Genomic DNA, 14,926 nt, shown 5'->3' with positions numbered 1-14,926 from the left:
CAGGGATTTTCTCTAGATAAATAGCGATCGTAGAAGCATTTAGTGCATTGAGCGCGGCTCGCGTCCATTCGGCGCGAATGCGAGAAAGACCCCGAAACGCGAGAGGCGATCCGGGGTCTTCGTCGATTGAGGAGTCTATTGCCCTACCCGAAAATGGCGGCGAAGGCGCCGGTACCGGCACCGTGCAGGACGTTGTCGCGCATGGCGCGGCGGGCAAAGCCCATCATCTCGGCCAAAGCGTCCAGCGCTACTTCCTTCTTCTCACCCGTGCGACGCAGCTTCATCTCCACCTTGCCCTCTTTCAGGCCGCGCTTGCCCACGACAATCTGCACGGGCCAGCCGATGAGGTCGGCGTCGTTGAACTTCACGCCGGCGCGCTCGTCACGGTCGTCGATGACCACCTCGAAGCCGAGCTCGGCCAGATCCTTCGCGATTTTCTCGGCCATGGGCTGCACCTCGGCATCACCCACCGTGAGCGGCACCACGCAAATATGGGCCGGCGCCACCGACAGCGGCCACATGATGCCGTGCTCGTCGTTGTGCTGCTCGACGATGGCGGCCAGCGTGCGCGAGATGCCCACGCCGTAGCAGCCCATGATGAAGGGCTTCTCCTCGCCGTCTTCGTCCATGAACGTGGCGCCCATGGCGCGGGAGTACTTGTCGCCGAGCTGGAAGATCTGGGCAACCTCGATGCCACGGGCGCCTTCCAACGGAAGTCCGCACGTAGGGCAGCAGTCGCCGGGCTTCACCGTGGCCAGATCGGCCCACTCGTCCACCTGGAAATCCTCGCCCAGACGCGCGCCCACGTAGTGGTAGCCGTCCTCGTTAGCGCCCACCACCCATTGCGGAATGGCCTGCAAGCTGGTAGCGGCGATGACGCGGGCGCCCTCAGGCAGCCCCACCGGGCCCATGGAGCCCTTGCACAGACCGAAGGAGATCATCTCCTCGTCGGTCAATAGCGTGAAACCAGGCACGAGGCCCTCGATCTTCAGCTCGTTCAGCTCGTGATCGCCGGGAATGAACAGGCACACGAGGTTGCCCTCGGCGTCCTTGCCCGAGAGCGCCTTCACCGTGGAGGACTCGGGGATGTTCAGAAACGCGGCAAGCTCGGCGATAGTGTGCACGTCGGGCGTGGCGATCTTCTCCATGGCGTCCACTTCGTACAGCGTGGGGCGGGCCAGGCACGCGCCGGCCTCGGCATCGGCCGCATAGCCGCACGAGCAGTACACCAGGTCGGCCTCGCCCGATTCGGCCAGCGCCATGAACTCGGTGGTCACCTTGCCGCCGATCTGGCCGCCATCGGCCTCCACCTCGCGGTAGTCCAGACCGCAGCGCTCGCAAATGGCGCCGTAGGCCTTCCCCATGGCGTCGTAGGTCTCCTGCAGCGACTCCTGGGTGGCGTTGAAGCTGTAGGCGTCCTTCATGACGAACTCGCGAGAGCGCAACAGGCCGAAGCGCGGGCGAATCTCATCGCGGTACTTCGTCTGAATCTGGTAGAGGTTCTGGGGCAGCTCCTTGTAGGAACGCAGCTCGTTGCGCACGAGCGCCACGATGATCTCCTCATGGGTGGGACCGAGGCACATCTCGCGATCGTGACGGTCGGTAAGGCGCATGAGCTCGGGGCCGTAGTCGTTCAAGCGCCCGCTTTCCTCCCACAGCTCCGCCGGCTGCAGCACCGGCATGAGAATTTCCTGGGCACCGGAAGCGTCCATTTCCTCGCGCACGATGTTCTCGATCTTCTTCAGCACGCGGAAGCCCAAAGGAAGGAACGTGTACAGGCCCGATGCCGCCTTGCGCAGCATGCCCGCGCGCAGAAGCAGGCGCGCGCTGTCGATATCGGCGTCCGACGGATCTTCCTTCAGGGTGGGGGCGTACAGGTTGCTCATACGCAGAATCTGGGTCATAGGTTCTCCAACTCCTCCATAAGGGCAGAAACAATTTCCGACTCTTGCACTTTGCGAACGATTTTACCATGGGAGAAAACAACCCCCGCGCCCGCTCCGCAAGCCACCCCGATATCGGCATCGGCGGCTTCGCCCGGGCCGTTCACCACGCACCCCATGACTGCCACCTTCACCGGCTTGTCCACCGCAGCGAGGCGCTCTTCCACTTCTTGCGCGAGCCCAATGAGGTTCACCTGGCAGCGCCCGCAGGTGGGACAGCTGATAAGCTCGGGGGTGCGACGGCGCAAGTCCAGGGCGCCGAGCAACGTCCAGCAGGCCCGCACTTCCACCACGGGGTCGTCCGTGAGCGAGATGCGCATGGTGTCGCCGATGCCCTCTTCCAAAAGGACGCCCAGGCCGCATGCGCTTTTGATGATGCCTTGGAAGGCGGTTCCCGCCTCGGTGACGCCGATGTGCAGCGGCACCTCGGGCAGCTCGGCGGCCAACAGGCGATAGGTGTCGATGGTGGTCTGCACGTCGTGGGCCTTGGCTGACACCACAAGGTCGTGGAAGTCGCACTCGTCTTCGAAGAAGCGCGCGTATTCGGTAGCGGAGGCAGCCAGTTTCTCGGGCAGCGTCAGGTCGTCGCGGGCCGCCAGCGCGTCGTCGAGCGAGCCGGCGTTCACGCCGATGCGGATGGGGATGCCCGCCGCCGACGCCGCAGCGATCACCTCACGGGTGGCCTCCAGGCCGCCGATGTTGCCAGGGTTGATGCGCAGCTTGGCCGCGCCGCGGGCCGCCGCCTCGATGGCGATGCGGGCGTCGAAATGGATGTCGGCCACCACGGGCAAGGGTGACGCGGCGCACACGGCTTCGAAGGCGTCCAGGCAGTCCCGACGTGGAATGGCCATGCGCACGATCTCGCAGCCGGCCTCGGCCAGCGCCTGAATCTGCGCGAGGTTGGCGGCCACATCGTCGGCCGGGGCATTCAACATCGACTGCACCGCCACCGGCGCGCCTCCGCCCACCGGCACGTCCCCCACCATCACGCGCCGCGTGCGGTCATGGGGCTTCAGTTCCTTGGTCACGGACCACTTCCTTTCCAACCGCTATCTTTCACCAATTATAAGTCCAGAATCCGCCCAAGGAAGTCAGCGAGGGTCCGACAGGTTTAAAACCCCTAGCCCCAGTTGCCAAAGACGAACCGCTGGATGTCCTGGTTCAGCATGATGACGAAGAAGCCGAGGAACAGGGCCATACCAGCAAGCGACATATAGTTCATGGCCTTCTGAGACACTGTCTTGCGGGTGCCCTTCTGGAAGATTTCCACCACGAAGCGGCCGCCATCCAGCGGCGGGATGGGCAGCAGGTTCATGATGCCCAGCGAGACCGAGATCATGGCCATGAACTCCAACGCCTCCACGAGGCCCGCCTGGAAGTAGTCCTTCGACATGACGGCGATGCCGACGATGGAGGTGGAATCGGACACCGTCTGAGCCGCCGTGGCCGGGTTGAACAGGCCCGCCACCGCCTGAATCACCATGCCGATGTACATGAAGCCGGCCTGCAGCGCCTGCAGCACCGATGCGTGAATGGTCGTGATCTCGCCCGTTTCAGGATGCTGCACCTGAAAGCCGATGATCGAGAACACGATAATGAACACGAGCATGGCGAACAGCAGGTTCATGAAAATGCCCGCCAAAAGGATGACCGAGCGCTTCCAGAAGGGCAGCGAGCGGTACTGCTGGCGGTACTCGGACTCGTAAAGCGCATGGGGATCGGCCACTTCGCGAGCTTGGCCCAGCTCGTAGGAGGCGGGCGCCGGCAGCCCCGCCGCGGCCGCCTTCTTCAGAGCGCGCTTGGTGGGCGCGACGCGCGGGGCGCGGTAGGTGTTGTACTGATCGGCCTTGGCGGGACCGATGACGCTGCCCCATTCCACCAGCTCTTCCAGGGCGTTGTACGCCTCATCGTCGCTGATGCCGCAGTCGCGGGCCACGTCTTCCATGTTGGCGGTGCCGCGCCGGTAAAGCGACGCGAGCACCTCCTGCAGGTGCGGCTGCAAAGGGCCAGCCTCCATGCCGCACACCTTCGCATAGCCGCCGAGGGGCACGGCCGTGACGCCATAGCGGGTCTCGCCCTTCGTGAAGCCAATGGAAGGGCCGGGCAGGCCCAGCATGAACTCGGTAACGCGCACGCCGAAGGCCCGAGCGGCCAGGTAGTGGCCGCCCTCGTGGATGAACACGAGGAAGCCGATGCTGATAACGGCGCAGACGATCATGATGAGGATGTCCACAGATGTCTCCTTATATATGAGAGATTTCCTACCTCACGGGGCAGGAACGGGTGTCGCTGGTCATTATAGAAAGCGGGCACCCTTTGTCTTTCCCTTGGAGAGCCGTCTCGGAAAATAACTACAAGCTGGCTACGATCCCTCCATGGTTTCGGAGGGACGTGCGCCGAATCTGTCGGCTCGCCCACCGCCTTGACTGCCGTCTCGGCGAGCGCGAAGCACGCGCCTTTGCTGCCGCCGCTTGAGAATCGAGCACCTCGAAGTCCCGCCCTTTTCCCGCTGAGGACCCATCGAAGTCCCTTTTGCCTCCTCGCGCCGACCGCTTTTCCGTCGCATAAAAATACGACTCCCGCACGGTCGGGGGAGGGAATGAACTGGGACATTCCCGCGTCATTTCTACGGTTCGGCTCTCGTAAGGTTATCGGCGTCAGGCATCGGGCGCCGTACGCCAAACCTTCCAGCCCGCATTCCTTCGAGACACGGACGTCACGATTGCGCCCCACGCCTGACTCTCTTTCGTCAATCGAGCAGCGCGGACACGTGGCCGCGCAGAGAGGAGTCACCGTGGATTCACTCGATCCCGTCCCCGCGCGCCCGCCCCTCCAAGGAGGCCGTGCCCTTTTCAACATGGTTCTTGCCTTCCTACTGCTCGTGGGCCTCATCCCCGCGATGTGTGCCCCCGCGACCTCGGCAGTCGCCACGGAAACCGAGGGGGTGCCCGTCATGTTCCACTTTAAAGACTCTGCGGGCGAGACCATCGACTTCGCCAGCATCACCGCGCCGTACGACCTGCAAGAAGGGCACATTGTCGCCACGGTCGATGAGGGTGGAGCGCTTGGTCTCGACGAGGCGCTCAGTTTCGCCGTGTACGAGCACTACGCCACCTTCGGCGACCGCCAGCGCGACATTACCGATGAGTGCTCTCTTGATGCCGCAGCGGGCACCGCGAGCATCCCCGAGTCCTATGCGGACACTCTGGAAACCCTCGGCATCGTCTTCGAGCTGTCGCCCGCACATCCCGCCTATGAGCGCTTTGTGCTCGCCGACCTCGATACGAGCCCGCAGGAGCTCACCGTCGGGGAAGGGACGACGGTCATCGCCTCGGACATCCCCGACATCCTCGCCGAGGCCAGCGGCATCGCCCCCTTCGCAGCAGCCTTCCCCGGCCAGGCCGAGAAGCACTACGCGCTCAACCCCTATATGCGCCTCGAAACCTTCGATGTCGACATGCCCCGCAAACAGGAGGCCTATGGGTTCCCCAGCGATCTGGTAGGCTCCTATGGGTTCGGTGCTTTCTTCGGCACCTCTCAGCACTGGGTGAACGGAGTTTCCCAGGGAACGAACTTCAACGACTACGTGCTGAACACTGCATCGAGCAGCTTCGACGCCGTCGTGGACGCGTTCCTTTACGAGACGATCGCCGCCCGCAACGGCGCCGACGCGCCCTTCGCCACCTCGCGCACCGGCAGCGACTACCGCGCTCGCTTCCTCACCACGGGCAACGACTACAAGGACACCAACTACAGCGGGGGAAGCGCACCCACCAACCGCGCCATGGCCCAAGCCACCTGCGGTACTGCCGGCGTTTCCAACGGCTACGGCGCCGTGGCAAGCAACCCCAACGGCGACAACTACATCACCTACAAGGGCACCTACACCGGCTCGCAATCCGCGTACAACGGGTGGTACAAGTTCTACTACAAAATCGATGCCCGATCTGCCGCCACCAACAAGGAGTTCCAGGACGTTGTCGGCTACCTGCTCGTGGAGCCCATCAACACCGGGCGCGCCCAGGTCGTGAAAACCTCCGCCAACTCCGCTATCTCCAACGCCAACGGGAATTACTCGCTCGCCAACGCGGTGTTCGGCGCCTTCTCCACCCGTGCGAGCGCCGAAGCAGCGGCCGATCAGGCCGCCAAGGGCGCCTGGGGAAGCTGGCAGGCGGCCCGCACCTGGGCCCAGGCCAATGCTTCGTTTACCCTCGTCACCGGGGCGGACGGCAGAAGCACGGTCGTCGAGGACATCGAGGGCGGCGACTATTACTTCTGCGAACTGTTCGCCCCACCCGGGTTCCGCCTGAACAGCGCCGTCCAGAAGGCGACCGTGGAGGCAACCAGCGACGAGAGCGTCGTGTGCCAAGTCTCCTTTGCCGATGAACCCATGCGCGGCTCCATCGACTTGCTCAAGCAGTCGGGCTATCCCGAGGTCACGCTGGGGCACCCCGGCTATACCTTGGCGGGCGCCGTCTATGGCGTGTACGCGGACTCGGCCTGCACAAAGCTCGTCCGCGAAATCCGTACGAGTCTGAACGGCGATGCCGATGGCTACGGGCGCATCGACGAGATGCCCATCGGCTCCTATTGGGTGCGCGAGACCAAGCGCCCTCTGGAGGGCTATGCCCTGGATAGCCGAACCTATGCCGTGACCGTCGCCGATCGTTCCGTCACCCGCGTGAATACCACTGCCGTCAGCGACAAGGCAAAGCTGAATCCCCTCTCTCTTCTTATCCAGAAGAAGGATGCTCAAAGCGGTCAGAGCCATGCGCAGGGTGCCGCCACCCTCGGCGATGCCCACTTCCGCATCGATTATTATGCGGCCAAGAACGCTTCCCTGGACGCCCTTAAGACCCTCGAGCCGCAAGCAAGCTGGGTCGTGCGCACCAACGACGAGGGCGCCTTCCTACTCGACCAGGCAGAGAGCAGTTTCACGCACACCTTGGCCGACGGAACGACCGAGGAGCTTCCCTACAAGGTGGCAGGCGATGCGTTCTACAAGCTCTCCAACGGCCGCATCGCGCTTCCCATCGGCACCTATGCCATCCAGGAAGTGAAAGCGCCGCGCGGCTACCTCCTCGACGAGACCGTGCATGTGCGCCATGTCACCGATGCCGACACCGATGGCGAGATTATCGAGACCTTCGATGCGGAGCAGAATGGCGATCTCGTTACCGACCGCGTTGCCCGCACCGATCTGCGCTTCATGAAGCGCGCCGACGGCGCCGCGAAGCTGGCCGGCATCCCCTTCAAGCTCACCTCGAAGACGACCGGCGAATGGCACATCCTCGTCACGGACAAGAACGGCCTCGCTTCCACAGAATCTACCCCGGGCCATCCCCACGACGCGAACACGAACGCCAACGACGCGCAGTTCACCGCTCCTGACGGCAGCTTCCAGATGCCGCTTACGTTGGACACCGAGGCCCTTGATGCCACAGCGGGGATCTGGTTCGGGCTCAATGCCGAAGGGGCGTCCGTCGCTGCGGACAACGGACTGGGCGCACTGCCCTTTGACACGTACGAGCTGGAAGAGATTCGATGCTCGGCCAACGCAATCTTCGAGATGATCCGCGATGAAATCGTGGTTGACGAGAGCGATGAGGGGCTCGTCATCGACTTGGGCACCCTCAACAACACGGGCACCGGCAAGCCCACGATCCGCACGAGTGCCTACGACGGTCTGTCCGACGATCTGTACGACACGCAGATCAGCGCCGATACCAAGGCCGTCGTCATCGATCGAGTCACTTATTCTGGCCTAGAGCCCGGAGAGCCCTATCTGCTTCGGGGAACCCTCATGGACAAAGCCACCGGAGAGCCGTTCCTCGTGAATGAGGAAGAAGTCGCCGCCGAGCTTGAATTCACTCCCGAGGATTACAACGGGTACGCAAACGTGACCTTCGCCTTCGACGCCTCGGCGATCACCGAGGACACCAACCTCGTCGTCTTCGAGACGCTTCTGCAAGATGGCGTCGAAGTAGCCTCGCACCGCGATCTCGCCGACCGCAAGCAGACCATCGCCGTGAGCCCTATCGCCATCGGCACAACGGCCGTCGACGCCGCCACCGGCACCCACGAAGGCGTGCCGGCAGAAGAGGTCACCATCATCGACACCGTCAGCTACCAGGGACTGACCCCCGGCGAGGAGTACGAGCTATCCGCCGTGCTCATGGACAAAGAGGAAAACGCCCCGTGGCTCGTGGAGGATAAAGTGGTCATGGTAAGCCACCGGTTCATTCCCGAGGAATCCTCGGGCACGGTGGATGTCGAGATCACTGTTCCCGGCACCAGCTTGGATGGCGTGAGTCTCGTGGTCTTCGAATCGCTGCTGCACGACGACATCGAGGTGGCCCTCCACGCCGACATCGAGGACGAGGGGCAGACCGTCTTCTACGCCTATCCCGACCTGCCGCTGCTGCCGACCGGCGGCGACGAGCCGGAGGAGCCCGCAGAGCCCGAAGCCGACGAGCCCGAGCCGACGCGCGTCGCCCAAACCTCGCGCCTCGCTCAAACGGGAGACGAGAGCCTCACGGTGATTTGCCTGGTCGCCCTGCTCGCCGTAGCCGGCGCCGGCGCTGCCTTCGTCGCCTACCGCAAGCGCCGCTGAGAACGCTTCCGGGGCGGCGCCGCTAACTCCGCCGCCCCCGGGCCCACTCGCTTGCGAAGGCGCGGGCCCATGCGTCGACGGCCTTCAGCTGCTCGAGGCTCTCCACGACTTGGACGCCTGCCCCTTCGTGGGCGTCCATGGTCGCTTCGACGCAGCGGGCGATATCGAGGTAGCCGATCTGCTCGGCGAGAAATGCCGCCACCGCCACTTCGTTGGCGGCATTCATGACGGCGGGCAGCGTGCCCCCCACCTCACCTGCATGACGAGCCAGAGAAAGACAGCGGAACGTATCCACATCGGGCGCCGCAAATTCCAGCGAGCCCAACGTCCGAAAATCGAGCGGTCTCACGGGAGCCTCCCACCGCTCGGGATAGGAGAGAGCAAATTGAATGGGAATACGCATATCGGTCGTGCCCAAATGAGCCAGAACCGACCCATCGGTAAACTCCACCATCGAATGGATGGCACTCTGGGGCTGCACTACCACCTCGATCTGATCGTAGGGCATCGCGAACAAGTGGTGCGCCTCGATGACTTCGAGCCCCTTGTTCATCAACGTCGAGGAATCGATGGAGATCTTCGCCCCCATGTTCCAGGTGGGATGGGCCAGTGCCTGAGCTGGCGTGACCGCCTCCAGGTCGGCGATCGTCTTGCCTCGGAACGGGCCGCCCGAAGCCGTCACCCACAGCTGCGAGACCTCGCGCGGATTCTCTCCGAGCAGACATTGGTAGATGGCTCCATGCTCCGAATCGATGGGCATGAGCGCGCCTGCCGGCCCTGTCGCCGGAGCTACGCCGGAGGCCCGACGATCCGCATCCACCGCTGCTGCCAGCGGCATAATGAGGTCGCCACCCACCACAAGCGACTCCTTGTTGGCCAAAGCGAGCACCTTGCCCGCCTTCAGCGTCGTATAGCTCGCCTCCAAGCCAGCTGCCCCTACCAGGGCGTTCACGACGACATCCACCTCGGGCAGTTGGGTGAGAGCCACGACGGCTTCGGAGCCCACGCCGAAGCTCGCCTCCGCGTCCTCCTGGCCCTCGGGAACGGCCAGCGACCGCACGAGGGCCCGCGCCTCATCGCAACGGGGATCGTTCGCCAAAGCGGCATTCCCCACCGCCAGATGGCGCACGCCGAATTCCCGGGCTTGAGCGAGCAGAACATCCAAGGAGCTGTTCACCGCAAGACCGACGATCTCCAGCTTATCGCCGTGCTGACGCACGACATCGAGGGTCTGGGTACCGATGGATCCCGTAGAGCCGAGTACCGCAATGCGCCGTTTGGCCATGAGAACCCCTTTCACTATGACAGGACACGCAAAGAGCGAACCGGGACGGATCGCCTAGAAAAGAGCATAGGGAATGCAACCGCCGGCTATCAGAAGGATAGCTGCCGTGATGGAGGTGAGGAACAGCGAGTCGCTCCGATCGAGCAGGCCGCCGTGGCCGGGCATGATGGTGCCGGAGTCCTTGAACCCGGAATTCCGCTTGATGCGGCTCTCCGCCAAATCGCCCAGCACTCCCATGCAGCCGGAAATGATGCCGAAGACAATAGCCTGAGGAATGGCCATGGTGATGCCGGGCACCAGCGTCATGAGGCACCAAAATATCACCGACCCCACCAGACCTGCGATGAACCCTTCCCAGCTCTTCTTCGGACTCGTGCGCGGTGCCAGCTTGTGCCTCCCGATTTTGCTTCCCACCAAATAGGCGAAGGCATCGTTGGCCCACACCGACAAGAACAGCAGAAGCACGCAGGCGCCGCCCCACGGCGCCGGCAGCGACACACGGATAATCACCAGTCCGCACAGCAGAAGGCCCGTGTAGGCAGCACCGAAGAAGCTCACCCCCACATCGGGGATGCGGGCCCGCAGCCAGAACACGTACCACACCAAGAGGGCCAGCAGAAGAGCCAAGCTCACCAGCATCGCGCCCACCAGACCGGCAATGTACACACTTAGGGGATAGAGCACGGCCGCAATAATGCCGAGCATCTCGTTGGGCAGCTTCGCATCGGAGCGCAGCATGTAGAAGAACTCGCCGGCGCAGATGCCAGCGACAACCATCAGCATGAGCACCATGGGGATGTTGCCGGCCAGCACGCAGATGACCGTCGCCGCCGTGTAAATTACCCCGGTACGGAAACGCACTTGAAGATCGGAGGGATTGCGCAGCTTGTCCGGCGTCTTGTTCAGCGCCTTCTGCTTCAGGCGATCGCGCTTCTCCTGGCGCGTCTCGCGCTTCTCCTCGCGGGCGGCGCGCTCCTCATCGGAGAGGTCGTAGTGCCAGGGAGGGCCTTCGGGGGCCGATTCCGCATCGCAGACGACGGGAGGCAAGTCGCGTTCCTCATCGGGCTGCAGCCGGTCGAGCAAATGAGTGCGCTCCTCCGAGGGCGCACTCACCTCGTCAGGGGACGCACTCATCCCGTCAGAAGCCGCCGCCCCACGCGCAGCTGACACGCTTCCGCGCTCTTCCGAACGCACACGACGGCCATGGTCGCCTCGGCGCAATCGCTCGCGCGCCGCTCGGGCTCGATCCTTCTTCTCTTCGTCGGAAATCCCCCCGCGCATTTAGGCCACGCCCCCGAAACGGCGGTTCCGCCCCTGATACTCGAGCAGGCACTCCAGGAAGGTGTAGCGGTTGAAGTCGGGCCATAGCACATCGGTGACCACGAATTCGGAATAGGCGATCTGCCACAGCAGGAAGTTCGAGATGCGCATCTCGCCCGAAGTGCGAATGACCAGATCGGGGTCGGGCATCCCGAACGTGTACAGCCCCCGCTCGAACATCTCCTCGGTGGGCTCTATCACTTCCCCGGTCTCTTCGCCCAAAAGCACCGCCTCGCGCATGCAGCCCCGGCAAGCGCGCAGTATTTCCTGACGGCCACCGTAGTTCACGGCCACCACCAGCGTCATACCGTCGTTGTCGCGCGTCTTCTCCCAGGCCTCATCGAAGGCCTCACGCGTCTCTGCGGGAAGCGCCGAGAGATCGCCAATCGTCCGCACGCGCACGCCCTCTTCATGAAGGCCGTCCACTTCGGCGAGCATGGTCTTGGCGAACAGATCCATCAGCCCCACGACCTCATCTTCGGGCCGCTTCCAGTTCTCCGTGGAAAACGAGTAGATGGTCAGATAGCGCACCCCAAGATCCGACGCGCAGCGAATGGCCTCTCGCACCGCCTCGATGCCGGCCTTATGGCCCTTCAGGCGATTCAGCGCGCGCTTCTTGGCCCAGCGCCCGTTGCCATCCATGATGATGGCCACCGACTCGGGAATCCTCTCCGGATCAAGCGCCCGAGGATCAACCCCCTCGGGCGGATCCGGAAATATGTAATCTAAATCCTTATTCATCCCTACCCACCGGTCGTTCGTGAAGCCAGTGAACCCCCTAGATCTCCATGACCTCGGCTTCCTTCTTCTTCAGAACCTCATCGACCTCGGCAACGAACCGATCAGTCATCTTCTGGATCTCGGCCTCGGCCCGCTTCGATTCGTCTTCGGGAAGGTTGTCGTTCTTCACGGCCTTCTCGATCGCGGTGTTCGCGTCGCGGCGCGCATTGCGCACGGCCACGCGCGCTTCCTCGGCGTAGGTCTTGCACTGCTTCACCAGATCGCGGCGGCGCTCCTCGGTCAGGCTCGGGAACGGCAGGCGAATGACCGAGCCGTCGTTGTTCGGGGTCACGCCCAAATCGCTCTCGAGGATGGCGTGCTCGATGGCACGCAGCATGCCCTTGTCCCAAGGTTCGATGACCAGCAGATGGGCCTCGGGCGTCTTCACGCCAGCCATCTGGTTCACCGGCGTGGGCACGCCGTAGTAGTCCACCTTGATGCGGTCGAGCACCATGGCGTTGGCGCGGCCCGTGCGCACGCCCATGAAGTTCTCCTTCAGCGCCGTGATGGCCTTTTCCATGCGCTCTTCCGCGCTCATCAGAATCTCGTCGATATCTGCCATGAGGGTTTCCTCCCTAATCACTCAGGGGCTCCTCCCCCTGAAATCCTTCTAGAATCCGCCACGAGCCTCGCGACCCGCGGCATACGCTCGTCCTCGCTGTCGCGCCGACAAGCGGCTCCGGCGCGGCCTGCGCCCCAGGTGCCTACTCGACCACCGTGCCCACCGGCTCGCCCTGCAGAGCGGCCTTGATGTTGCCCGGCTTGGTGAGATCGAAGACGATCATGGGCACGTCGTTGTCCATGCAAAGCGAGGTGGCCGTGGCATCCATGACATGCAGCCCCTGGCTCAGCACCTCCATATAGCTGATATGGTCGAACCGGTGCGCGTCGGGATTCTTCATCGGGTCGGCATCGTAGACGCCGTCGACCTTCGTGGCCTTCATGACGCAATCGACGTCCAGCTCGCAGGCGCGCAGGGCCGCCGTCGTATCGGTCGTGAAATAGGGATTGCCCGTGCCGGCCGCCAAAATGACGACGCGCCCCTTCTCCAAATGGCGGATCGCGCGGCGGCGAATGTAGGGCTCGGACACTTCCTGCATATTGATGGCGCTCTGCACACGGGAGAAGATGCCGTGGCGCTCGAAGGCGTCCTGCAGAGCGAGCGCATTCATCACCGTGGCCAGCATGCCGATGTAATCGGCCTGGGAGCGATCCATGCCCTCGGCCGATCCGGCCAAACCGCGGAAGATGTTGCCCCCGCCGACAACCACAGCCAGCTGCACGCCATCGTGAACGATCTCGGCGATCTCCTCGGCAAGGTCATCGACCACTCGCGGGTCAATGCCGTACCCCTGATCGCCGGCGAGCGCCTCGCCAGATAGCTTGAGCAGCACGCGATCGTACTTGTATTCGTTCGCCATCGAGTACATCCCTTCGTCGGCAGGATCTTGTAAACGGATACATATTACCCGAAGTCCCTCGCCAACGCAGCGTCAGCCTTCCAAGATCAAAGAATTAGCTCAGTGCTGAGGCGCGAGCATAGGGGCTTACCCGAACCCTCTCCCGCTGAACCGCAAACCGTCGTGCAGACCACTGCGGGCAGAAACGCATATCGCGCAGACGCCAGGCAGCCACTCTTCCCGTGCGCCCATTCTTCAGAAATTGCCGAGTTATGTCATATATGACCTATGACTGATTCGTCATCAACGTACTCTTGGCCCCATGAACGACGAACAGGAAAAGGTGCAAGCCCGCATTCACTCGCTTGGTCAGCAGATCAGGGCGCATCGCATTGCCCAGAACCTTTCCCAGCAAAGGCTTGCCCTCATGGTGCACACCGACCAAGCCGTCATCGCCCGCATCGAGGCCGGCAAGCACAACACGGGCATCGCCAAATATATCGAAATCGCCGATGCCCTCGATGTTCCCTTGGGCGCCCTCATCAACTTCTAAGGCGAAGAACTTCCTCTCGCCCCCCATCAATCGAGCGAGCGAGCGAGCGAAAGGCTCGTGCAAGCTCTTAAGCATCTTTCCCGTGTCTTTTTAAAGGAAAGATGACGAAAGACGCCTCGGCGACACCCGCCGGCTCGGTCAGTCCTGCTCCTCGCGAGCGGGCGGCTCGTACACGAGTAAATCGCCCGGTTGGCAGTGCAGCTCGCGACACAAATCCTCCAGCAGCGAGATCCGAATACCTTTTGAGCGATTGCAGCGCAAGTGGGAGAGGTTCACCGCCGAACGCCCCACCTTCTCCGACAGCTCGTTGACGCTGATGTCGCGGTCGGCCATGACCACCTTCAACTTCGACACAATAGGCATAGCATGCTCCCATCCGCCCAGAAAGCCGCTTTTTGCGTGATCCTGCAGGCGCCCACACGGCCGCCTCTTCTCCGCTGCGGTACGGTAACCTCATAATGTATTTAATATACTAGCACGTTTTCAATAATTTTAAGGTGATAGTTTCATACCAGGCCGATAGCATTCGCAGCGGAGGGCAACTCTCCGCGACGCTTTTCCCGTTGTCTACTCGCTCACTTTCAGCCCGAACTCCGCGAGCATTTCATCGCGATAGGCAGCATCCTCGGAAACCCGCCTGGCATCGTCGAGGCGCCCCGCGTCCAGAAGGAGGCCGACGAGGGTTCCCAGCCTGTCCATGCCCTGCTCGATGCCCTGCTCGATGCCCCTGGCCTCTGCCCGGCGGCAGCGCATCTCGGTATCCTGCTCGTAGGTCAGCACCTTGGTCACCCACTCCCGGTCACGGTTGTACTCCTCCACGAGGGAGTCTATCTCGCGGGACAGCGCGCCGTCGGGCCGCCCCGTCGCCACGTAGTGTAGCAAATCGCGCAGGTCGGGGTCGGCGATGTTAGCGCTACCGTAATAATCGCCGATTGGGCCCCCGCTTCCCGCCAATCGCGCCACCGCACAGGCGCCGATCGCGCTACCGGACTTTGGCCGGCGGCGCCCCCGGCGCCGCAAGGTGTAGGCTCC

Annotated in this window: 11 protein-coding genes and 1 pseudogene; 2 read left to right on the top strand and 10 right to left on the bottom strand. The window is 63.1% G+C overall.

The window, feature by feature from the left end; all coding sequences use genetic code 11:
- Positions 1-143 precede the first annotated feature (143 nt).
- From NE591_RS07080 to NE591_RS07070, 3 genes are all read right to left on the bottom strand, one after another.
- Positions 144-1,904, bottom strand: a complete 1,761-nt coding sequence (locus tag NE591_RS07080) for a proline--tRNA ligase (RefSeq protein ID WP_305145182.1) — start codon at positions 1,902-1,904, stop codon at positions 144-146.
- A complete protein-coding gene (gene ispG / locus NE591_RS07075) occupies positions 1,901-2,971 on the bottom strand; it encodes a flavodoxin-dependent (E)-4-hydroxy-3-methylbut-2-enyl-diphosphate synthase (protein WP_256156518.1) in 1,071 nt (356 codons plus the stop codon). Before ispG ends, NE591_RS07080 begins: the two co-directional genes overlap by 4 nt.
- Positions 2,972-3,063: 92 nt before the next feature.
- Positions 3,064-4,176 carry a site-2 protease family protein gene (locus tag NE591_RS07070; RefSeq protein WP_256156517.1) on the bottom strand — a complete coding sequence of 371 codons (1,113 nt, stop codon included), beginning with the start codon at positions 4,174-4,176 and terminating at the stop codon, positions 3,064-3,066.
- A 561-nt stretch (positions 4,177-4,737) separates the two neighbouring features.
- On the opposite strand from NE591_RS07070, the gene NE591_RS07065 reads away from it, so the two are divergent.
- Complete coding sequence (locus NE591_RS07065; protein WP_256156516.1) at positions 4,738-8,556, top strand: VaFE repeat-containing surface-anchored protein; 3,819 nt, start codon at positions 4,738-4,740, stop codon at positions 8,554-8,556.
- Positions 8,557-8,578: 22 nt separating this feature from the next.
- On the opposite strand, the gene dxr is transcribed toward NE591_RS07065, so the two are convergent.
- The 5 genes from dxr to pyrH form a co-directional block, all read right to left on the bottom strand.
- Complete coding sequence (gene dxr / locus NE591_RS07060) at positions 8,579-9,841, bottom strand: 1-deoxy-D-xylulose-5-phosphate reductoisomerase (protein ID WP_256156515.1); 1,263 nt, start codon at positions 9,839-9,841, stop codon at positions 8,579-8,581.
- 54 nt (positions 9,842-9,895) lie between these two features.
- Positions 9,896-10,975, bottom strand: coding sequence for a phosphatidate cytidylyltransferase (locus tag NE591_RS07055; RefSeq protein WP_114548228.1), 1,080 nt, complete (start codon positions 10,973-10,975; stop codon positions 9,896-9,898).
- A 147-nt stretch (positions 10,976-11,122) separates the two neighbouring features.
- Complete coding sequence (locus NE591_RS07050; protein ID WP_022738414.1) at positions 11,123-11,902, bottom strand: isoprenyl transferase; 780 nt, start codon at positions 11,900-11,902, stop codon at positions 11,123-11,125.
- Between the two features lie 37 nt (positions 11,903-11,939).
- Complete coding sequence (gene frr, locus NE591_RS07045) at positions 11,940-12,503, bottom strand: ribosome recycling factor (RefSeq protein ID WP_114538648.1); 564 nt, start codon at positions 12,501-12,503, stop codon at positions 11,940-11,942.
- A 142-nt stretch (positions 12,504-12,645) separates the two neighbouring features.
- The gene (pyrH, locus tag NE591_RS07040; protein ID WP_114538647.1) at positions 12,646-13,362 is read right to left on the bottom strand and encodes a UMP kinase; all 717 of its coding nucleotides are present in this window, start codon (positions 13,360-13,362) and stop codon (positions 12,646-12,648) included.
- A gap of 301 nt (positions 13,363-13,663) precedes the next feature.
- Here pyrH and NE591_RS07035 point away from each other — a divergent pair, with 301 nt between their 5' ends.
- A complete protein-coding gene (locus tag NE591_RS07035) occupies positions 13,664-13,894 on the top strand; it encodes a helix-turn-helix domain-containing protein (RefSeq protein WP_114548229.1) in 231 nt (76 codons plus the stop codon).
- A gap of 138 nt (positions 13,895-14,032) precedes the next feature.
- Here the strand turns inward: NE591_RS07035 and NE591_RS07030 are convergent, their stop codons facing one another.
- Positions 14,033-14,257, bottom strand: coding sequence for a helix-turn-helix transcriptional regulator (locus tag NE591_RS07030; RefSeq protein WP_114548230.1), 225 nt, complete (start codon positions 14,255-14,257; stop codon positions 14,033-14,035).
- A 204-nt stretch (positions 14,258-14,461) separates the two neighbouring features.
- Positions 14,462-14,926, bottom strand: a pseudogene (locus NE591_RS07025) (hypothetical protein); the annotation flags it as partial.

The sequence above is a fragment of the Adlercreutzia sp. DFI.6.23 genome, assembly GCF_024462535.1.
In the GTDB taxonomy this organism is placed as follows: Bacteria; Actinomycetota; Coriobacteriia; order Coriobacteriales; family Eggerthellaceae; genus Adlercreutzia; species Adlercreutzia rubneri.
Note: the sequence above shows the minus strand (reverse complement) of the source record. Positions and strands in the feature narration are given on the sequence as shown.